This window comes from Arthrobacter sp. Soil761 (genome assembly GCF_001428325.1).
Lineage (GTDB): Bacteria > Actinomycetota > Actinomycetes > Actinomycetales > Micrococcaceae > Arthrobacter.
Genome location: NZ_LMSF01000014.1, coordinates 1 through 21,793 on the forward strand (window position 1 = coordinate 1; position 21,793 = coordinate 21,793).

The window sequence follows — 21,793 nt, forward strand, 5'->3', positions numbered from 1 at the left end:
CGGGACCTGGTGGTCCTGAATGATGTGAACTCCGGGAACGTGTGGCTGGTGAACCAGAACATGCAGCTGGTCAACAACTGGGACGACGTCATCCCACCAAAGAACCAGTCCGACGACCAGGACCAGGAGTCGGCGGACAACAACACCATCAACATCCTGCCGGACCGCACCAAACCCAACCGTCCGCCGGAAACCAAGCCCGACGCCGTCGGAGTCCGCCCGGGCCGCACCACCATCCTCAGCGTCCTGGACAACGACTCCGACCCCGACGGCGACGTGCTCACCGCAGCGGTCGGGGAGGCCGGGCCCAAGTCCGGCACCCTGGAAAGCATCTACGGCGGCACGGCGTTCCAGATCACCGTGCCCGCGGACGCCAAACCCGGCACGGAGACCTTCAACTACAGCGCCTCCGACGGCCGCGGCCTGTCCGCCACGGGCCAGGTCACGCTCAGCGTCGTAGGACCCGATGAGAACAAGCCGCCGAAGTTCAAGCGCGGCGAAGACACCACCATGCTGGTGGAACAGGGCAAGACCGTCAGCCAGAACATCCTCACCGACTGGATCGATCCCGACGGCGATGACCTGGTCCTGCTGGATGCCAAGGCCGACAACGACCAGGACCAGGTCAAGGTACGGCGCGACGGCCTGCTCACCTTCCAGGATTCCGGGGCCACGGCCGGCAAGAAGAACGTCCAGGTCACCATCTGGGACGGCCGCGCCACTGTCACCGGCAAGGTGGTGGTCAATGTCCAGCCGCCCGGCGCCCTGGCACCCGTGGTCAACGCCGACCACGTCACCGCCGTCGTGGGCCAGGACCTGGTCATCTCCCCGTTGAAGAACGACGTCGATCCCAACGGTGGTGCCCTCCGGCTGGCCCAGGTGGAAGCCAACGGCCCTGCCGAACTCGGCCCCGTCACCGACGGCGGCACCTTCACCTTCCGCAGCACCACCCCCGGTCCGGTCTACCTCACCTACATTGCCAGCAACGGCCCGCAAAGCAGCCAGGGCCTCATCCGCGTCGACGTGGAATCCGGCAACGACGGCGGCGACCCCGTGGCGGTCCACGACGTGGCCCTGATGCCCACCGGCGGCAGCGTCCTGCTGGATCCCCTGGCCAACGACTCCGACCCCTCCGGCGGCGTCCTGGTGCTGCAGTCCGTCAAACTCCCCGATAACGCGACTGTGTCCGTCAGCGTGATCAACCACAGCGTCCTGCGGATCACCGACATCCTGGGTACCAAGGACCCCATACTGTTCGAATACACCATGTCCAACGGCAGGAAGTCGGCCACCGGCAGCGTGTCAGTGGTGCCCGTCCCGGCGCCGGCCGTGGTGGAGGCGCCGCAACCCAAACCGGATGAAGTCAATGTCCGCGTCAACGACGTGGTCACCATCCCCGTCCTGGACAACGACACCCACCCGCAGGGCCAGGAACTGTCTGTGGACCCCGTCCTGCCGCAGGCCGTGGATCCCGCCGACGGCAAGAGCTTCGTCTCCGAGAACACGCTCCGCTTCATCGCCGGCAGCCAGCCCAAGACCGTGCGCGCCATCTACAACGCGGTGGATCCGCAGGGCCAGAAGAGCGCAGCCGCCGTCACCATCCACATCCTGCCGCTCGAGGGCGCGGAGAACTCCCGCCCCCAGCCGCGCAACCTGACCGCCCGCGTGGTGGCGGCCGGCACCGTCCGGATTCCGGTCCCCCTTGACGGCATTGACCCCGACGGCGACTCGGTGCAGCTGACCGGCATCGACAGCACCCCTGCCATGGGAACCGCCACGGTGGGCAGCAATTTCATCGACTTCACCGCCGCAGGTGACGGCGCCGGTACAGACACCTTCCGCTACAAAGTGGTGGACCGCCAGGGCGCCATCAACACGGGCACGGTGACGGTGGGCATCGCACCCCGCGGCGAGTCCAACCAGAAGCCCACCCCGGTGGATGACGAGGTCCGGGTACGCCCGGGCCGGCAGATCGCCGTCGACGCAACGGCAAACGATACCGATCCCGACGGTGACCGCATCCGCATCCTCACCGACGGCATCGACGCCGACCCGGCACTGCAGGCCACCGTCAGCAGGAACAGCGGCCGCATCATCCTCCTGGCCCCGAACGAGGCCGGAACCGTCAATGTGCGGTACACCGTCGCCGACGACCGGGATGCCACGGCGCAGGCCACCATCCGCTTGGTGGTTGACAACGAAGTGCCCCTGAAAGCCCCGATTGCCCGGGATGACAGGGTGACGTCTGCCCAGGCCATGGGCAAGACCGCCGTTGATGTGCCGGTCCTCAAGAACGACGAGGACCCCGACGGCGTGGGCGAGAACCTGAAGATCAGCACGGAGGCCACCACGGCGCGGCCTGGCGGCAACGGCAACATGCTGGTGGACCTTACCGAACAGCCCCAGCTGGTCCCGTACACCGTGGAGGACGTGGACGGCCAGCAGTCAACGGCCATCATCTGGGTGCCGGGCCTGGGCCAGCAGGTTCCCACCCTGGCCAAGGACGAGGTCCTTGAAGTGGTGGCCGGGCAGTCCGTGGACGTCGACCTGAAGGACTGGGTCAAGGTACGGGAGGGACGCTCGCCGCGGCTGACCCAGGTGGACCGGATCAAACTCATCGGTGCCGACGGCGGGAATCCGGTCACGGGAGACGGCACCGGCCTGAAGTACACGGCGGGCGCCGACTACGTGGGCCCGGGGTCCCTCACGTTCGAGGTGACCGACGGCACCGGACCTGACGATCCCGCCGGCCTGAAGTCCACCCTGAGCATCCGCACCAAGGTCCTGCCGGACCCCAACAAAAACAACCCGCCCGAGCTGCTCGGCGCGGACGTTGATGTCCCCAAGGGCGACACGGCCAGCACGGACCTGGGAAAGCTGACCTCCGATCCCGACCGGGACGACGTCGAAAAGATGAAGTACCAGCTGGTGGGCGACCCGCCCGGCGGTTTCAGTGCACGCATCGAAGGCAGGACCCTGAAGGTTTCCGCGGCGGACTCGACGGCCACGGGGACCAGGGGCGCCGTGCAGGTCAAGGCGACGGACTCCCGCGGCCTCGAAGCCACGGCCACGTACCCGCTCGCCGTGACAGCCTCCAACCGGCCCAAGCCGGTGGCCAATGACGACGTGGAGCCCAACGCCGCCGCCGGGAAGCCCGTGACCATCAACGTCCTGGCGAACGACGCCAACCCGTTCCCCGAAACACCGCTGAAGATCATCGCCGCCAATACCGAAACAGGCAGCGGCAACGTAGGCGTCAACGGCGACTCGGTGACGGTCACGCCTGCTCCCGGCTTCACCGGAACCCTGGTGGTGGCGTACACCGTGGAGGACAAGACGCAGGACAGCTCCCGGCATGCCACGGCACGGGTCCGGCTGACAGTCAAGGACAAACCTGCAGCGCCCACCACGCCCCAGGCACAGAGTGTGGGGGACCAAACCGCGCTGCTCAACTGGTCCGCCCCCGCGGACCGGGGCTCAGCCATCACCAAGTACACGGTGTATGGGGAGGGCGGGTTCCGGCAGGACTGCCCCGCCAACACCTGCACCCTGAACGGGCTGACCAACAACACCACTTACCACTTCCAGGTCACGGCCACGAATGAATTCGGCGAGTCGGACCGGTCGCCGGCCTCGGCGGACGTCCGGCCGGACGTCAAACCGGATACTCCGTTGGCCCCATCCCTGAAATTCGGCGACAAGCAACTGGCCGTCAACTGGACCGCACCGGCCAGCAAGGGCTCCCCGGTGAAGTCCTACGACCTGGAGATCTCACCGGCGCCGGCCGGCCAGAACGCCCAGATCCAGAACCTGACCTCCGTCAGCTATGTGTGGAAGGGACTGCAGAACGGGGTGTCGTACAAGGTCCGCGTCCTGGCCCGCAACGACGCCAAGGACCCGTCCGAGTGGAGCCCGTATTCGGCGGCCGAAGTCCCGGCCGGTGTTCCCGCGACCCCTGCCGCGCCAAGCGTGTCGCAGGCAACTCCGGTGGGCTCGCAGAGCCAGCTGCGAGTGGTCTGGTCCGCGCCCAACAACAATGGCGACCCTGTCTCGTCCTACACCCTGACCACCCTCCGTGGTGGCGCGGCGGTGGCCAGCCAGCAGGTTGCCGGCACCTCGCAGAACGTCACCGTGGACAACTCCGAGTCCAACTACACCTTCACGGTGGCTGCCACCAACAAGGCCGGTACCAGTGCCACCAGTGCGCAGTCGGCCCCCATCCGGGCGGCCGGCAAGCCCGGACAGGTCAACGGCGGGACGGTGCGGGAGAACGGAACCAGCGGTCAGCTGGAGGTTACGTTCACGCCGCTGACGGATGCCCAGCGCAACGGCTCCACGGCGTCCGAGATTGCCTACTCCTACAACGCCGACGGCAAGACCGGCGCCATCAAGGCCGGGGGCGGAACCATTGGCGGCATGACCAACGGCAGGGACATCACTGTCACGATCATCGCAACGTCCACGAAGAACAACATGTCCGGCGACGCGAAGGCCATCGGCACGGGGAACCCCTATGGTCCGGCCAATGCCCCCAACGTGAACGGCACGACATCGGCGAAGGGCGACGGGCAGGTGCACTGGACCTGGAATAACCCCAGCACCAACGGCCGTCCGCTTAACCACTATGAGGTCAGCATGGACGGCGGAGGCTGGCAGAACGTGGGCAAGGCGACCAGCTATGACGCGGGCGCCGGTGGATGGAACCAGAGCCACAGGCTGCGCGTCCGCGCCGTAACGGTGGTGGACGGGGCGATTGGCGGACCGGCAACCTCAACCTCCGGTCCAGACAACACCCCGCCGCCGCCCACGTCCTGGAACGTCACGGCCAGCCCTGTCCGCAGCTGCACGGAGCCCCGCAAGGGCACCGACAGCTACGTTGCCGGCAACCCATCACAGTGCACGGGTGAGGGGATTTGGCTCGACGCAGGCGCTTACTCCCGGGCTGACCGCTACCAGGTCTGGTACAAGACCTCGAACAATCCCAGCGGCATCTGGTACCACCTGAGCGAAGGAATGGCCGCGGGCAACTGGCTCCGCTGCGACACCTCCAACGTGGGCTGCAACCCGCCGGCCGGCATGCCGAACCGCTAGCTAGCTCCAGCATCAAACAGGGAATTTCGACCAGTAGAAGGAAGCACATTTCATGACCATGACCATTGAGCAGGCCGAGTGGTTTGCCGACACGTTCGAAAAGCTGGTTGCCAACGTGGGGCAGGCGGTGCTGGGCAAGGAACACGTCATCCGGCTGACCTTCACCGCCATGCTGGCCGAGGGCCACGTCCTGTTCGAGGACGCTCCGGGCACCGGGAAGACCTCCCTGGCCCGGGCCCTCGCCGCCACGGTGCAGGGCTCCAACAACCGCATCCAGTTCACGCCTGACCTGCTTCCCTCCGACGTGACGGGTGTGACCATCTACGACCAGAAGACGCAGAAGTTCGAGTTCCACAAGGGCCCCATCTTCAACAACATCGTCTTGGCCGACGAAATCAACCGTGCCTCGCCGAAGACCCAGTCGGCGCTGCTGGAAGTCATGGAGGAATCCCGGGTCACCGTGGACGGCGTCACGTACGAGGCAGGCCGCCCCTTCATGGTCATGGCAACCCAGAACCCCATCGAGCAGGCAGGTACCTACCGCCTGCCCGAGGCCCAGTTGGACCGCTTCCTGATCAAGACCTCCATCGGCTACCCTGACCACGCCTCCACCGTCCGGCTGCTGGGCGGAAACAACCTGAAGGACCGGTCCAAGGACCTGTCTGCCGTCATCACCACCCAGGCGGTGGCGGACATGGCCGACCTCGCCGCCACGGCGCACGTGGACACCGCAGTGCTTGAGTACATCTCCCGGCTCTGCGAGGAAACCCGCAGTGCCCCGGAGACGCGCCTGGGCGTCTCCGTCCGCGGCGCCCTGGCCATGGTCCGGGCCGCCAAGGTCTGGGCTGCCTCGCAGGGACGGAACTTTGTGCTGCCGGATGACATCAAGGAACTGGCACCCGTGGTGTGGACCCACCGGTTCGTGATGGACCCCGAAGCCGAATTCTCGGGCGCCACCGCTGAGGCCGTGCTGACCAGGATCCTCGCCGACGTCGCCGCCCCGCAGCAGCGCACCAACGCCTGAGGCGCCGGGCCCGCGGCTTCAAGCCGCAGCCACCACCACTGACATTCCAGCGCAACAACGAAGGCACACCCCTATGTCTGACGGCACGTCCAGCGGCGCCCCGCTGACCCGGCTCGCGGAGCGTCTCCGGCAACCCTTCCACCGGAACGGCCGCCCCACCCGGCTGCACCCCGCGGCCGTATGGTCCGAAGCCAGCAGCACCGCCCTCCTCGCCCTGGCACCCGCCGGGCGGGCTGTCCGGGACACCTGGCTGAGGTACGCCTGGCCGGTGCTGTCCGTGGTCAGCATCCTGGGGTGGTCCGTCCTGGCCGCTGCCATCCTGCTGTGGGCCACAGGCCAGGCCTTCGGTTGGCAGGAAGCCACGGCAGCGTCCATTGCCGCCTTCGCCATGTTCGTGATCGCGGTGGCCTTCATCCTCGGCAGGTCCTCCTACGGCGTGGTGCTGGACCTTGCCCGCACGCGGGTGGCGGTGGGGGACAGCGCCGTCGGCAGCATTGCCGTCTCCAACACGTCGGCCCGGCCGCTGCTGCCGGCCGCGCTGGAACTGCCGGTGGGCAGCACCACGGCGGTCTTCCACCTGCCCCGGATGAAGCCCGGACAGGTCCATGAGGACCTGTTCACCATCCCCACCGCCCGGCGCGCCGTCATCGTGGTGGGACCGGTCCGCTCCGTCCGGGCCGACCCCCTGCACCTGCTGCGCCGCCAGGTCCTCTGGACCGAGCCGGAGGACCTCTTCGTCCACCCGCGCACCGTTGCCCTGGCCGGTTCCGCCGCAGGCTTCATCCGCGACCTCGAGGGCATGCCCACCACGGATCTGTCCAGCGCCGACGTCTCCTTCCACGCCCTGCGCGACTACGTGCCCGGGGATGACCGCAGGCACATCCACTGGAAGACCACGGCCCGGACCAACAAGCTGATGGTGCGCCAGTTCGAGGAAACCCGCCGCGCCCACCTGGCCATCTCGCTGTCCATTAACACGGACGAATACGCTTCCGACAACGAGTTCGAGATGGCCATCTCGGTGGCCGCCTCCATCGGCCGGCAGGCAATCCGCGAACAGCGGGAACTGGATGTGCTCACGCAAAAAGGACCCCTGCGCTGCGAAACCGGCCGCAACATGCTTGATGACATGACCCGGATCGTCGGCACCCCGATGCGCCGCACCGCCGTCGACCTTGCCAGGACCCTGGCCGACACGGTGCCCAATGCCTCCGTCGTGTTCTTCGTGGTGGGCAGCAATGTGACGGCAAGCCAGCTCCGTTCCGCTGCAGCCTCCGTCCCGCCCGGCGTCCGAAGCCTGGCGGTCCGGGTGGAAACCGGCGCCGCCCCCTCCAGGGCCAACATCGCAGACCTCACTGTCCTGACGCTCGGCGACCTGGCCGACCTTGCCATCGTGCTGAGAAAGGCTGCCGCATGAGCACCGCACCCGGCCATTCGCCACAAAGCGGTTCCCCGCAAACCCGTACCCGCCGCAAGGCTGCCACCCCGGATTCGGCCTTTGCGGACGGCCAGCCGGCCTGGCATTTCCTGATCGATGCCGGAGCCTTGGTGGTCCTGCTGGGCCTGGGCCTGCTCGGATTCGGTTTGAGCTTCGGCGGCGACCCGTACTACCTCCTGTCCGGGTTCGGCGGCATCATCCTTGGCCTGGGCATCGGCGCGGCGAACGCCCACCTGCGACTGGGGCTGCTGATCACCACCGCCCTGGCCCTGGCCGTCTACCTGGTGTTCGGAACCTTGCTGGCGGTGCCGGACGCCGCCATCGCCGGATTCGTCCCCACCCTGGATTCGCTGCGGACCCTGCTCCTGGGCGTTGTCTTCGCCTGGAAGGACATGCTGACGGTGGGGGTGCCGGTGGGAACCGCCGGCGGCGTGCTCATCGTCCCCTTCCTAAGTTCGCTGGTCCTGGCACTCGTGGCAGCGCTCCTGACCTGGCGGGCAAGGAGCCCCTACCTGCCGCTCCTGCCGGTACTGGTCCTGTTCGTCACGGGCATCGCCTTCAGCACCAACGCCGCGTTCCTGACCCTGGAACGCGGCATCGGCCTGACCGTCCTCGGCATCGCCTGGGCAACCTTCCGCCGGGACGCCCTGCGCCGGAACAGCACCCGCCGGGTAGCGGTGAACAGCCCCCAGGCGGACAGTGCCACCGCACGCCGCGCCAGGATCCGCCGGCTGGGCATGGCCGCGGGGGTGATTGCCGCCAGCGTGGGAATCACCGCGGTGGCCGCGCCAATGGTCAGCGCCGGCGATGACCGGAAGGTCCTCCGCAACGTGGTGGTACCGCCGTTCGATCCCAAGGACTACATCACCCCCCTGGCCAGTTTCCGGAGCTACGTCAAGGACAAGAAGGACGACACCCTGTTCGTCGTCAAAGGCCTCCCGCGGGACGGCCGGGTGCGCCTTGGCGCCCTGGATGCCTTCAACGGCACCAACTACAACATGGACCCTAACGGTTCGGGCAACTTCAGCAAGGTGGGCGACGCCAAGTCCATCAACACCCTGGCCGACACATCCGGGGTAGTACCCACCAACGACTACTCGATCAGCATCAACGTGGAGGACTACCAGGGCTTCTTCGTCCCCGGCGGCCGGAAGACCACGGGCATCAGCTTTGACCAGTCCGGCTCGGCTGCGGCTGCCGGCCTCTACTTCAACCCCGGAACGGACACCGCCGTCACCACCAGCGGATTGTCCCGCGGCGACTCCTACACCGTCCAGGTGTCCGACCCTGCCAAACTCGAGCACGGGCAGCTGACACAGTACGACTTCGCGAAGGTCTCCCTTCCCGACCCCCTGGAAGTTCCGCCGGTGGTGGGCTCCCAGGCCAACGACCTGTCCGCCGACGCGCCCACGGCCATCGACCGGGTGCGCCAGATCGAGGCGCACTTCCAGAAGACGGGGGCCTTCAGCAACGGTTTGGTCAGCGAGGGGCAGCTCCCCAGCGTCTCCGGCCACGGTTCAGCCCGGATCCGCAACCTGCTGACCGCCAAGCAGATGCTCGGCGACGATGAACAGTACGCGGTGGCCATGTCCCTGATGCTCCGGCACCTGGGCATCCCGTCCCGCGTGGTGATGGGTTTCTACCCTGAACCAACCAGCCCGGAGAACGGTGCGGGCGAGGTGAAGATCACCGGAAAGGACGTCCACGCCTGGGTGGAGGTCGCGTTTGAACGCGTGGGCTGGGTCAGCTTCGACCCCACCCCGCCGAAGGACAACATCCCCATTCCGCCGGACCCCGAGAACAAGTCCAAGCCCAAGCCGCAGGTGCTGCAGCCGCCGCCCCCGCCGCAGGAGCCCGCGGACCTGCCGCCAGATTCTTCACCGGACGCGCTGGACGCGGACCAGAAGAAGAACAATCCCTGGCTGTTCTGGGGCGCCCTCCTGGGCGCGCTGGGCGTCGCCGCCATCCCGCTGGTGATCCTGGGCCTGCCGCTGTTGCTGATCGCCTTGTTGAAGGCACGACGGCGGAAGTCCCGTTTCCGGGACGGCCATCCCGCCCAGCGCGTGGGCGGGGGCTGGAACGAGGTGGTGAGCCTGGCAACCGACCTGGGTGCCGCCGTCGACACCCGTTCGACACGGCGGGAAAGCGCTGCGGTCCTGGCCGATGCCTTCCCGGCGACCCAGGGGACCACCACCATGCTGGCGCGCCGGGCCGACGCCTCGATCTTCGGCGCCGGGGAACCAACCGAAGAGGATGTCCGCGAGTACTGGACCATCGTTGATGGTTCCCTCAAGGAGATGACCTCCGGGATGGGGTTCTGGCGGCGGCAGCAGGCACGGTTCTCGCCGCGCTCGCTGCTTGCCGACGCCCGGGCCGCGATGAACGCAGGCAAGGGCGCCAGCCTGCGCGGCGGCCGGGTGTCGCTGCCGGCGGTATCCGGGTTCATCGCTGCCCGCCGCCGTCGTGCCTCCGGCAGTGCCGGCGCACCGTCTGTTCAGCAAGGGCCTGTTCAACAAGGACCCAACCAGCAAGGACCCAACCAGCAAGGACCCAACCAGCAAGGACCCAACCAGCAAGGACCCAACCAGCAAGGACCCGGCCAGCAGTGACCTTCGATCCCGAACGCTGCCCGCGCTGCCGGCAGCCCGTCCCTGAGGGTGCCACGTTCTGCACTGCCTGCGGCGCGCCGCTGCCCAACAGGGCGGCGCGCCGCCCCCGCACCCCGGACCTGTCGGCAGACCAAGCAAGGAGCGATCCCGGGGAAGCGCGCCCCGCGCACTCGTCCGGGATTCCCGGTACTATCCCGGTAGTAGAAAGGCCCCCGGCACAGCCGGCGGGCACCGCATTGACGGGCACCGCGCAAGCGGGCACCTTGCATACGGGTACCGTGCCGGGCAGGACGGGCGGTACCACAAGGGTGGGGGCCGCTCCAGGGGGAGGAACGGGAATGGCAGTGAACCTTCAGCTTGTTCCGGCTGCGGCGGGCAAGCGGCTTGGCGCTGCCGTCATTGATTGGCTGCCTGGGGTGGCGGTGCTGGTGGTGACGTTTGCCATCGGATTCGCCGGGATTACCCGCACCAGAAGCGGTGGCTTCATTGTCTATGACACGTCCTCTCTGGTGCTCTTTGGCGGCATCGGCCTTGGCCTGACCCTGGGTTACCTCTTCGTGGTGCTCGGGCTGGAAGCACGCACCGGCAAAACGCCCGGGAACCTGCTGATGGGCATCCGCAGCGCGGACCAGGACGGTTACGCTCCCGGCGCCGGCGCCGTGTTCCTGCGTGGCCTCATCACCGGAGCAGGCATCCTGTTGGCCGTGCTGGCCGCGGTGCTGGTGGTGGTCTTCAAGTGGTTTGACGTCGCCCTGCCCATCCTTGGCCCGCTGCTCCTGGTGGGTGGCGCGTGGGCCGTGCTGGTGGTGGTTTCCAGCCGGTGGGACAGGGACGGCGGGCTGCGGGGCTGGAATGACACCGCCGCCAAGACCCTGGTGTTCGATGTCAAGGCGGGCCGCGATCCCATCACCACCGGTGGCATCCAAGGGCCTTACAGCTTCGCGCCCCTGGACCTGCCGCCCGTGCAGCAGGTCCTGTCGCCGGTGGCCGGCGCCAACGTGGCCCAGACTCCCGTACACCAAGCCCCCGGACACCCAGCCCCCAGACACCCAGCCCCTGTACACCCAGCCCCTCATGCCCCTCTGCAAACCCCTGCGGCGCAACCTCCGGCTCCGGCACCCCAGGCACCTTCGCCGTCGGCCGCCCTGCCGTGGCAGACCATGCCCTACAGCCCACCTGCCTCCTTCGCGCCGCCGCCCGCCGCCGGCCACCGGATGCCCCCGCCGCATGTGGACGACGACGTCGAACGCACCCAGGTGCGGCCCGGAACCGGCGGCCCCGCCCCTGTGGCCGTCCTCCGTATCCGCCTGGACGACGGCCGCGACTTCCAGCTGGACCGCAGCGTCCTGGTGGGCCGGAACCCGGTGGGGCAGGCCGGGGAACAGCAGGCCCAGCTGTTGGCTGTGGATGACCCCGGCCGTTCGATCTCCAAGACGCACCTGCACCTGCTCACCGACGGCGCGGGCATCTGGGTGACGGACCGCCAGTCAACCAATGGAAGCGCCGTCACCACCCCGGACGGCCTGCGCACCCCCTTGGTGCCGGGCGTCCCCACGTTTGTTACCCCGGGATCCAGCGTGCACTTTGGAGACCGTACCTTTTACCTAGGACAGGCATGAACCAGCACCCCGCCAGTGTTTCCACCATCCAGCCGGGGCCGGGACTCAGCCTCAGCTACGGCTACGGAACGGACAGGGGACTCCGCCGGGAGTTGAACGAGGATTCGTATATCGCCGCCGATCCCGTCTTCGCCGTCGCTGACGGCATGGGCGGCCATGAAGCCGGCGAAATCGCCAGCGGCCTGTGCGTGCGGGCCCTGGCCGGGATTCCCCAGGTGGCCACGGGGGAGCGGAGCATCACCGCTGCCGTCCTCCAGCAGTACCTGGTGCGTGCGGACAACTCGATCCGTGAGGCCACCGGAGCCCGTGCCGGCACCACCCTTACCGGTGCTGTCGTGGTGGAACAGATGGGCATGCCGTACTGGCTGGTGGTGAACATCGGCGATTCCCGCACGTACCGGCTCAGCCAGGGACGGTTCGAGCAGATCAGCGTCGACCACTCGGAGGTCCAGGAACTCGTGGACGCGGGCGAAATCACCGCCCAGGAGGCCACCGTCCACCCGCGGCGACACGTGGTCACCCGGGCCCTGGGCACGGGCGACGAGACGGAAGCGGACTACTGGCTCCTTCCCGTGGAGGAAGGCGACCGCGTCCTGGTCTGCTCCGACGGCCTGACGGGGGAACTGGCAGACGATGACATCCTCCGGATCCTCAGCAGCGTGGCGGATCCGCAGGAGGCGGTGGACGCCCTGATCCAGGCCGCCCTGCGCAGCGGCGGCCGGGACAACGTCACGGCCATCGTGGTGGACGCCAGGAACGTTTCGAACGACGACGGCGCTGGCACCACCGCGCCCCGCCTCACCTCCGCTGACGGGGACGAAGTGACCCTGCCGCGGCCGCAGGCATCCGAAGCCGTGACGCAGCCCCTGCCCGCACCGGTGGAGGAGACCGCGGACCACAACGGGGAGCCGGACGATGACCGCCGCTAGCTACATCCCCGGCACCTGGCTGGGCATTGTCAGGTCCCGCACCGCAGTCCTCCTGGGCCCCGGGTCGCCCGCGGAACTCGCAGGCGCATTGTGGGAACTCCTGGCCGGCCGGCCTGAGCCGCACGAGATCCTCGCCGCCGTGACCAGCACTTCCGGCGGATCCCTCACCCGCATCCCATCCTTCGGCATCCTGGATTTCAACGGATCCCTGCGGGTTTTCCTGCGGGGCGACATCGACCTCACCGTCGAACAGCCCGGGGGAGCCGTGGACCTCGACGGCCGGGACGTGACCACCTGGAACGAACGCAAATTCGTGGTCCCCGGCACGTGCCGGGTGGCGATTGCGGCTGGGACCACCGGTACCGCCGGGCTCGCCACCGAACAACCCGAGCTGCCGCTCGGTGAGGGCGTGGTGCTGCTGCAGTCCCTGACCCTGGGCGCACGCTCCGGCCCGGCTGCGGTCGATGCTCCGGCCGCAGCGGATGCTGTTGCACCGGCGGAAACTTCCGGCAGCGACGAGGCTTCTGCTGCTCCCGCCGGCCACGCCCCGGCTGACCTGCGGGAGCCGGACGTTCCGGACGAGGCGGAAGACCTGCCCGAAACCACGCTCCTGCCCGGGCATGCAGCCTCGGCCGAAACGGTGCTGGGGGTCATCGAAGAGGACGTTGATGAACGCCCGGCCGACGGGGTGGTCGATCCAGCGGAAGCCGCACACGCCCACGCCCGGGATGCCCATGACCCCGATGCCACTATTGCCCCGGATTTCATTATTGGTGTCGACGGGGAGCGTGGTGTCGACGGTGAGATTGGTGCCGGCGGGGATCGCGGCGCTGAGGGAGAAGCTGTGGGGAATGCTTCAGGTGAGCCCGCCCCAATTGAGGTGCCGGAGACAGGCTTCGCCGGCGTTGCCCCCACCGGAGCCGGCGCCGGTCCCGCAGCGGAGATGACGACGTCCTATGACCATCTCTGGGACCGCACCGTCATGCGGCACATCGAAGACGCTGCCGTGCGTGAGGACCCTGACGACGATTCCGGCCAGGTGTCCCCGCAGCAACGCCCGGCCCTGCCGGCAGCCGAACCCCTGCCCGCCCTCCGCAGCCCGGAGGCCCCGGCCCCGGATGTGCCGGCAGCCGGTTCCGGGACTGCGACAGAGACCGACGGCCGGCATCAGCCCACACCTGGCGCCGGACTTGAAGTGGGATCCAGTGCCGGTACAACTGGGGAGCCGTCAGGCCGGCCCCGTCCTGCCTCCGCCGGCGTCCTCATCGACTCCGTCCCGTGGCGCACGGGGGGAGCTACGCCGGCCCCGGACGCCCCTGCCTTCACCCCGTCGCCAACCCACGGCACGCCACTGGCTCCACCGGCATCCGGGGCACCTGCGCCCGTCGTACCGGCGCCTGCTGTATCCGGCACCGGCACCGGCTTCGACCCCGACCACGATGGCCAGACAGTGATGAAAAGCAGCCTGCCGGGAACCGCGTCCGGTCCGGCAACAAACGCGCCGGCCGTCCAGCAGGACCCCGCCAATGGACCAATGGTGCTGGCCCGCGTCTGTGCCCAGGGCCACGCCAACCCACCCACACGTGCCCTCTGCAGCGCCTGCGGGGCTGCCCTGCTGCCGGATGCCGTGCAGGTGGCCCGTCCCAGGCTGGGCCGGATGCGCCTGTCCACCGGCGAACTGCTGGACCTCGACCAGTCGATGGTCATCGGCAGGCAGCCGTCAGTGTCCCGGGTGCAGGGCGGCGTGATGCCGCGGCTCGTCCAGGTGGCAAGCCCCGGCGGCGACATTTCCCGGTCCCACGTCGAGGTGCGGCTTGAGGGCTGGCACGTGATGCTCTGCGACCTCAAGGCCACCAACGGCACTGTCCTGGTCCGCGAAGGCCAACCGCCGCGCCGCCTGGCCCAGAACGAGATGGCCATCCTGCTCGACGGCGACATCGCGGAGCTGGGCGACAACATCTCACTGCGTTTTGAGGAGATTCCTTGAGTTCCAAACGGCCCGTTGCGCCGCCGCCCCGCATCCAGGGCTTCACCTACATCAGCCTGCTCGGCTCCGGCGGGTTTTCCGACGTCTACCTGTACGAACAGGACAGGCCGCGCCGGAAAGTCGCCGTCAAGGTGCTGCTCTCGGACCTCAAGACCGAGGGCGCGCGGCGGCGGTTCGAGTCCGAGGCCAACCTCATGGCCCAGCTGTCCTCGCACCCATACATCGTCACCATTTTCGAAGCGGAAGTCACCGATGACGGGCACTCCTACCTGGCCATGGAGTACTGCTCCCGGCCCAGCCTGGACGTGCGTTACCGGCGGCAGCGCTTCAGCGTTGACGAGGTCCTGGCGGTCGGCATCCAGGTGGCCTCCGCCGTCGAAACCGCCCACCGCGCCGGCATCGCCCACCGCGACATCAAGCCCGCCAACATCCTGGTGACGGACTACAACCGTCCGGCCCTCACCGACTTCGGCATCTCCGGCACCCTGGCCGGGGATTCTGATGACGATTCGGGCATGTCCATTCCCTGGTCCCCGCCCGAACAGTTCCGGGACGGCGGCGTTGACGGCGTCATGGTGGACGTGTGGGCCCTCGGCGCCACGCTGTACACCCTGCTGGCCGGACGTTCACCCTTCGTGATGCCGGGCGCGGACAACTCGCAGCGTGAACTGATCAACCGGATCAGCAACATGGCGCTGCCGCGGCTGGGCCGTGCCGATGTGCCGGAATCACTGGAACTGGCCCTGGCAACCGCCATGGCCAAATCGCCCCAGTCCCGGTACTCCTCGGCCCACGCCTTCGCCCTGGCCCTGCAGCGCATCCAGGCCGAGCTCAACCTTTCCGTCACGCCCTTCGAGGTCCTGGAGGAGCCGCAGCAGGAGGAGGGCCACCCGGACGACGGCACCGAGGAGACGCGCGTCCGCAGCATTGCTGCCATCGATCCGGAGCGGACCGGCAGCGCACCCACGTTCCCTGCCCGCACCCGCCCCAACCCGACCGGCACCGGGACTGACGCGACGGGGCCCGGGGGCGGCGCCCTCCCGCCGTCGCACTTTGCTCCCGCCAGCCCCAGCCAATGGCAGCCTGCCCCGGCAGTGCCGCAGATTCCGGCCCGCACCACGTGGGCGGCGGCCACCGGGGCGGCTGCTCCGGCGGCAGCCACGGACGACGGCGCCGGCCAGGGGGAGTGGGCGCAGTCCACCGTCCTGCGTGGCAGCACAGGGACGGCCAACTACGGTGCACCCGTCACGGGCACAGGAGGAACGCAGGACACGGGCTACACCGTGGACGCAACAGTCCAGCGGGCGGTGAAGGCGGACGAGCCGCAAGCGGCTCCGAAGGCCGACCACGGCAAACGCAACCTCTGGCTCGCAATCGCCGGCGGCACCCTCCTGGTATTGGCGGCTGTGGTGGGCATCGTGGTGGCCAACACGGCGACAGGCACCCCCAAGGCGGTGGAAACCCAGCAGGCCAGCAAACCCCCTGCGGACGCCCTGGACAGCGGCACCGTGCCCGATGTCGAAGGCCTGGCCGGAACGGTCGACACCAACGGCGAGGCATCCTTCTACTGGAACAACCCCGACCCCAAGCCGGGCGATACCTACAAATGGAGGGTCTATACCATCGGTGTGGGCGGCGACTACCAATCCATCGCGCAGGCGCCCGTCCGGCTCAGGCCCAACCCGTCGGGGCAAACCTGCATCCAGGTCATGATCGTCCGCTCGGACGGTGCGTTCTCACCGCTGGGGTCCGGTTCCATCGCCTGCACCGGCCAATGAACGTCCCGCACTGCCGGTTTCACGGCAACACCACCACTCCGACTACCGCAACAGTTCTGCCTTGAGGAGGCACAGATCATGGGGGATCTAGCAATAGATTTCTGTGGCGAATGGTACGAGCCATCGGATGAGGACATCTTCAACATCGGCCGCGAAGGCGACCTTGAGGTGGACGACAACCCGTACCTGCACCGGCAGTTCCTGCAGGTTGCCCGCTACGACGGCATCTGGTGGCTGAGCAACGTGGGCAGCATGCTCTCCGCCACCGTGGCTGACGCCTCCGGCGGCATGCAGGCCTGGCTGTCACCCGGAGCGCGGATTCCGCTGGTGTTCAGCCACACCAATGTCATCTTCACGGCGGGGCCCACCACCTACGAGTTCGCCGTGCACGTGAAGACGCCGTCCTTCCGGCAGGAAGCCCGCGAAGAAGCCGGCAACGGGGACACCACCATCGGCCCCGTGGTCTTCACGGACGCGCAGAAGGCGCTGATCGTGGCGCTCGCCGAGCCTGTGCTCCGGCGTGAGGGCACCGGTTTCAGCACCATCCCGTCCTCCGCGGCGGCCGCCAAGACCCTGGGCTGGGCACTGACGCGCTTCAACCGCAAGCTGGACAACGTCTGCGACAAGCTGGACCGGGTGGGCGTGGCGGGACTGCGCGGCGGCGGCGGCAAGCTGGCCACCAACCGCCGGGCACGCCTGGTTGAACACGCCGTCACCACCCACCTGGTGACCCCCGATGACCTGTACCTGCTGGAGAAGATGAGGGGCGTGGACGAAGGATGAGGATCCGGCTGACACTCCGCCGCGAACCCGCCGACGCCAAGGACCTGGCCGTCACGGTGGACGGCATGGCCACCGTGGCCGACATCGCCACCGTGCTGTGGACGGCGGACCCCGCCCGTAAAGGCACCCCCGCGCCGGACAACCTTTCGCTGCGGATCGATGAAGCGTTCGTGGGTGCCGGCATCAGCGGGAACATCCTGGCCCGGGAGGACAACCTCCTCGAATCAGGCCTGCGCCCCGGCTCGGTGGTATCGCTGGCCCAGGTCAGTGGGCAGTTCCACGAACCCGGGGCCAACCGGGGACCGGCCGCCGCAACCCTGCGCGTGTTGTCAGGGCCCGACGCCGGGCGGGAATTTTCGCTGCCCACCGGCACCAGCTACATTGGCCGGGACCGGGACGTGGACGTCCGCCTGACGGATCCGCTGACCTCCAAACGGCACGCCCGGATCACGGTGGGCGAAGGCATCGAGATCGTTGACACAAACTCCGCCAACGGCCTGCTGATGGACGGGCTGCCCGTCACTAGGGCCACGCTGAACTCCTCCGACACGGTGACCCTGGGTGACACCACCGTCACCGTGGTGCCGCTGGGCCACAACCATGCGGCAGCGCCGACGTCGCCCCTGGTGGACTTCAACCGCTCCCCGCGGGTGGTGCCCCGCTTCGACGTCCCCAAGCGGGTTCTTCCTGCCGGGCCCAAGCGCCCCGAGGACCATCCCTTCCCCTACATCATGCTGGTGGCACCGCTGATGATGGGCGCGGTCATTTTCGCGGTCACGCAGAACGTGCTCTCCATGGTGTTCATGCTGATGATGCCCCTGTTCATCGTGGGCCACCACGTGGACCAGACAATGCGGACCCGGAAGCAGCAGAAGGAGCAGCTCAAGCAGTTCCGCGCCGCCATGGCCGCATTCCGGCAGGACCTTACGGAGCTGCAGCAGGTGGAACGCGCGGTCCGGCTGCAGGAAGCGCCGTCCGTAAGCGACACGGTGGACGCGATTTACAAGCTGGGGCCGCTGCTGTGGACGCACCGGCCGGAACACCCGTCGTTCCTCGGCCTGCGGTTCGGGCTGGGGACCGCCCCGTCCCGCATCCCGTTGGAAGAGCCCTCCAGCAACGACACCGAGGTCCAGTACAGCCGCGAAATCCAGGACTGCATCAAGCAGTTCAGCGGGATCGAAGGCGTCCCCGTGGTGTCCCAGCTGCGCACCTCCGGCGCGCTGGGGATCGCCGGCGCCCGCGGCCTGGTGGACGACGTGGCCCGTGGCATGGTGCTGCAGCTGGTGGGACTGCATTCCCCGGCCGAGGTGGTCCTCACCGCCATCACGTCCGCCCAGTCCCGGGAGCGCTGGAACTGGCTGCAGTGGCTGCCGCACGTAGGCTCGGGCCACAGCCCGCTGGGCGGGGACCACCTTGCCGCGGGGTCGGCCGGCGGCTCTTCACTGCTGGCCCGCCTCGAGGACCTGGTCGACGCCCGGGAGGCGGCGGCCAAACGGTCAGGCCCGGACCTGCGCCCCGGCATCGACCCCGTGAAGCATGAGCCCGAAGAGCCGGTCCTTCCCTCCGTGCTGGTCATCGTGGAGGACGACGCCCCGGTGGACCGCGGCCGCCTGACCCGGCTGGCCGAACGCGGTCCCGACTCCGGCGTGCACATCCTGTGGGTGGCCACTGACATCCAGTCACTCCCGGCTGCCTGCCGTGACTTCATGGTGGTGGACGGCGACCACGGCACCACCACCGGCCAGGTCCGGCTGGGCCGCCACACCTACCCGGTCAGCTGCGAGAGCGTGGACGCGGAGCTCGCAGCACAGCTGGCCCGGATGCTGGCGCCCGTGGTTGACGTGGGCAAGCCGGTCAATGACGATTCCGACCTGCCCCGCGCGGTGTCCTATGCGGCCCTGATCGGCAAGGACTTCCTGGACAATCCGCAGGCCGTGGTGGAGCGCTGGACGGAAAACAACTCCCTGCACGCCACCGCCGTGGCCAACCGCAAGGACAACGGGACCCTCAGGGCGCTGGTGGGCTCCAAGGGCATCGAGCCGCTGTACCTGGACCTGAAGAACGAAGGACCGCACGCCCTGGTGGGCGGGACCACCGGTGCCGGCAAGTCCGAGTTCCTGCAGTCGTGGGTCATGGGCATGGCTGCGGCCTACAGCCCCGACCGGGTCAGCTTCCTTTTCGTGGACTACAAGGGCGGAGCGGCGTTTGCCGACTGCATCAACCTTCCACACACGGTGGGCCTGGTCACGGACCTTTCCCCGCACCTGGTGCGGCGGGCCCTCACATCCCTGCGCGCGGAGCTGCACTACCGCGAGCAGCTGTTGAACCGGAAGAAGGCCAAGGACCTGCTGGCCCTGCAGCGGGAGGCGGACCCGGAGGCGCCGCCGTACCTGGTGATCATCGTGGACGAGTTCGCCGCGCTGGCCAACGACGTGCCCGAATTCGTGGACGGCGTGGTGGACGTCGCCGCCCGCGGCCGCTCCCTGGGCCTGCACCTCATCCTGGCCACCCAGCGGCCGGCGGGCGTCATCAAGGACAACCTGCGCGCCAACACCAACCTGCGGGTGGCGCTGCGCATGGCCGACGAGGACGACGCCACCGACATCCTGGGGGTGCCGGATGCGGCCTACTTCGACCCCGCCATCCCGGGCCGCGGTGCCGCCAAGACCGGGCCCGGACGGATCCAGGGCTTCCAGACCGGCTACGCCGGCGGCTGGACCACGGATAAACCGCAGCGCCCCCAGATCGACATCGTGGAGATGGCCTTCGGCTCCGGTCCCAGCTGGGAAGCTCCGGCACCCGAAAAGCCTGCGGCCCCGGAACCGGCCGGTCCCAATGACATTGCCAGGATGACCTCCACCATCGTGCACGCGGCGGACACCCTGGCCATCCGGCCGCCGCGGAAACCATGGCTGGACGAGCTGGCCAAGACCTACGACTTCTCCAAGTTGCCCAACCCCCGCACCGACGAACAGCTGCTGCTGGGCGTCGCGGACGACCCCGTCCACCAGGACCAGCCCACCGTCTTCTACGAGCCTGACCGCGACGGCAACATGGCCATCTACGGCACCGGTGGTTCCGGCAAGTCCGCCGCCCTGCGCGGCATCGCGATTGCCGGGGCCGTCACCCCGCGCGGCGGCCCCGTCCACGTCTACGGCATCGACTGCGGCTCTTCCGGGCTGCGGATGCTTGAGGAGCTTCCGCACGTGGGGGAAATCATCAATGGCGACGACGTCGAACGCGTCGGGCGGTTGCTGCGCCTCCTCCGGGACATCGCCGAGCTGCGTTCCGCGCAGTTCGCCGAGGTGCGCGCCTCCACCATCGTGGAGTACCGGAGGCTGGCCAACCGGCCGGACGAGAAGCGGATCTTCGTGCTGGTGGACGGCATGTCAGCCTTCCGTGAGGCGTACGAGCACAGCAAGCTTTCCGGGCTCTGGGACATCTTCCTGCAGCTGGCCACGGACGGCCGGACCCTGGGCATCCACCTGGTGGTGACCGGGGACCGGCCCAACGCCGTCCCCGCGTCCCTGCTCGCCTCCATCCAGCGCCGCCTGGTCCTGCGCCTGTCCTCTGAGGACGACTACATTTCCATGGATGTTCCCAGGGATGTCCTCACGGCCACGTCGCCCCCGGGCCGTGGGCTGCTGGACGGGCTTGAAGTCCAGCTGGCCGTCCTGGGCGGCAATTCGAACCTGGCCCTGCAGGCCCGCGAGGTCCATAAGCTCAGCGAAGCCATGCAGCGGCAGGGCCTGGAAACCGCCCCGGGCATTGAGCGTCTCCCCGAGCAGGTGGACCTGGATGTCCTGCCGGCCGGCAGCCCCGACCTGCCCGTTATTGGAGTGGACGACGAGTCCCTGCAACCGGCCGAACTCATGGCGCGCGGACCGTTGCTCCTGGCCGGCCCGCCGGGCTCGGGGCGCACCGTGGCGCTGGTCACCCTGGCCTACGCGCTGCGCCGGTCCAATCCCGCCACGGAACTGGTCTACCTCGGGTCCCGCCGGTCCGCCGTCGCGTCCCTCCCCATCTGGAACCGCGCCGTGGTGGGCCCGGACGACGTCGCCGAAGTGGTGGAGGACCTGGTGGAGCACTCCACCGGAAACCCTGGCACCGTGGCCTTCTTCATCGAGGGCCTCACCGAGTTCACCGACACCATCGCCGAGTCAGGAATGGCGCAGCTGGTGACGGCGTCCCTCAAAGCAGACCAATGGGTCATCGGCGAGTCCGAATCCTCCACCTGGTCCTCCGCCTGGCAGCTTGCCCAGCCCTTCAAATCGGGCCGCCGCGGCCTGCTGCTGAACCCGGGGGATATTGAGGGCGACAGCCTGCTCAACACGTCCCTGGGCCGGGTCAGCCCGGACTTCATTCCGGGCCGCGGGTACGTGGTGGGGCGGGGCAAGGCACGGAAAATCCAGGTGGCGCTCCCGCCCGAAAACCGGGACTGAACAGCGCCGATGAATGCGGGGGCCGCGATCCGTCGGGATTTGCGGCCCCGCAGGACGTTGTAGAAGACTACCGGGGACACCAGAAAGCCGCGG

10 protein-coding genes and 1 pseudogene are annotated in these 21,793 nt (G+C 68.5%); all 11 read left to right on the top strand.

Annotated elements, in window-relative coordinates; genetic code table 11:
• A partial coding sequence (locus ASG79_RS11100; RefSeq protein WP_056390955.1) for an Ig-like domain-containing protein occupies positions 1 to 5,091 on the top strand: 5,091 nt, incomplete at its 5' end.
• A 52-nt stretch (positions 5,092 to 5,143) separates the two neighbouring features.
• Positions 5,144 to 6,115 carry an AAA family ATPase gene (locus tag ASG79_RS11105; protein ID WP_018771877.1) on the top strand — a complete coding sequence of 324 codons (972 nt, stop codon included), beginning with the start codon at positions 5,144 to 5,146 and terminating at the stop codon, positions 6,113 to 6,115.
• Positions 6,116 to 6,188: 73 nt separating this feature from the next.
• Positions 6,189 to 7,532 carry a DUF58 domain-containing protein gene (locus ASG79_RS11110; protein WP_018771878.1) on the top strand — a complete coding sequence of 448 codons (1,344 nt, stop codon included), beginning with the start codon at positions 6,189 to 6,191 and terminating at the stop codon, positions 7,530 to 7,532.
• A complete protein-coding gene (locus ASG79_RS11115) occupies positions 7,529 to 10,162 on the top strand; it encodes a transglutaminaseTgpA domain-containing protein (protein WP_056390958.1) in 2,634 nt (877 codons plus the stop codon). The genes ASG79_RS11110 and ASG79_RS11115 overlap by 4 nt, the downstream gene beginning before the upstream one ends.
• Positions 10,159 to 10,239: pseudogene (locus ASG79_RS24105) on the top strand (zinc-ribbon domain-containing protein); the annotation flags it as partial. The gene ASG79_RS11115 and the pseudogene ASG79_RS24105, both read left to right, overlap by 4 nt.
• A gap of 261 nt (positions 10,240 to 10,500) precedes the next feature.
• Positions 10,501 to 11,781: an RDD family protein gene (locus ASG79_RS11120; RefSeq protein WP_056390961.1), complete on the top strand. Its 1,281-nt coding sequence runs from the start codon at positions 10,501 to 10,503 to the stop codon at positions 11,779 to 11,781.
• Complete coding sequence (locus ASG79_RS11125; RefSeq protein ID WP_056390964.1) at positions 11,778 to 12,710, top strand: PP2C family protein-serine/threonine phosphatase; 933 nt, start codon at positions 11,778 to 11,780, stop codon at positions 12,708 to 12,710. Before ASG79_RS11120 ends, ASG79_RS11125 begins: the two co-directional genes overlap by 4 nt.
• Positions 12,697 to 14,697 (top strand): FHA domain-containing protein, encoded by a 2,001-nt coding sequence (locus ASG79_RS11130; protein WP_056390967.1) that lies wholly within the window; start codon positions 12,697 to 12,699, stop codon positions 14,695 to 14,697. The genes ASG79_RS11125 and ASG79_RS11130 overlap by 14 nt, the downstream gene beginning before the upstream one ends.
• A complete protein-coding gene (locus ASG79_RS11135) occupies positions 14,694 to 16,475 on the top strand; it encodes a serine/threonine-protein kinase (RefSeq protein WP_056390969.1) in 1,782 nt (593 codons plus the stop codon). Before ASG79_RS11130 ends, ASG79_RS11135 begins: the two co-directional genes overlap by 4 nt.
• A 78-nt stretch (positions 16,476 to 16,553) precedes the next feature.
• Entirely contained in the window at positions 16,554 to 17,258 is a 705-nt protein-coding gene (locus tag ASG79_RS11140) for a hypothetical protein (RefSeq protein ID WP_018771884.1), read from the top strand.
• The gene (locus ASG79_RS11145; RefSeq protein WP_056390972.1) at positions 17,255 to 21,700 is read left to right on the top strand and encodes an FtsK/SpoIIIE domain-containing protein; all 4,446 of its coding nucleotides are present in this window, start codon (positions 17,255 to 17,257) and stop codon (positions 21,698 to 21,700) included. The genes ASG79_RS11140 and ASG79_RS11145 overlap by 4 nt, the downstream gene beginning before the upstream one ends.
• Positions 21,701 to 21,793 lie beyond the last annotated feature (93 nt).

Coding starts and splice junctions, on each gene's coding strand:
- ASG79_RS11105 (WP_018771877.1), top strand. CDS start 5,144: ATGACCATGACCATTGAGCAGGCCGAGTGGTTTGCCGACACGTTCGAA.
- ASG79_RS11110 (WP_018771878.1), top strand. CDS start 6,189: ATGTCTGACGGCACGTCCAGCGGCGCCCCGCTGACCCGGCTCGCGGAG.
- ASG79_RS11115 (WP_056390958.1), top strand. CDS start 7,529: ATGAGCACCGCACCCGGCCATTCGCCACAAAGCGGTTCCCCGCAAACC.
- ASG79_RS11120 (WP_056390961.1), top strand. CDS start 10,501: ATGGCAGTGAACCTTCAGCTTGTTCCGGCTGCGGCGGGCAAGCGGCTT.
- ASG79_RS11125 (WP_056390964.1), top strand. CDS start 11,778: ATGAACCAGCACCCCGCCAGTGTTTCCACCATCCAGCCGGGGCCGGGA.
- ASG79_RS11130 (WP_056390967.1), top strand. CDS start 12,697: ATGACCGCCGCTAGCTACATCCCCGGCACCTGGCTGGGCATTGTCAGG.
- ASG79_RS11140 (WP_018771884.1), top strand. CDS start 16,554: ATGGGGGATCTAGCAATAGATTTCTGTGGCGAATGGTACGAGCCATCG.
- ASG79_RS11145 (WP_056390972.1), top strand. CDS start 17,255: ATGAGGATCCGGCTGACACTCCGCCGCGAACCCGCCGACGCCAAGGAC.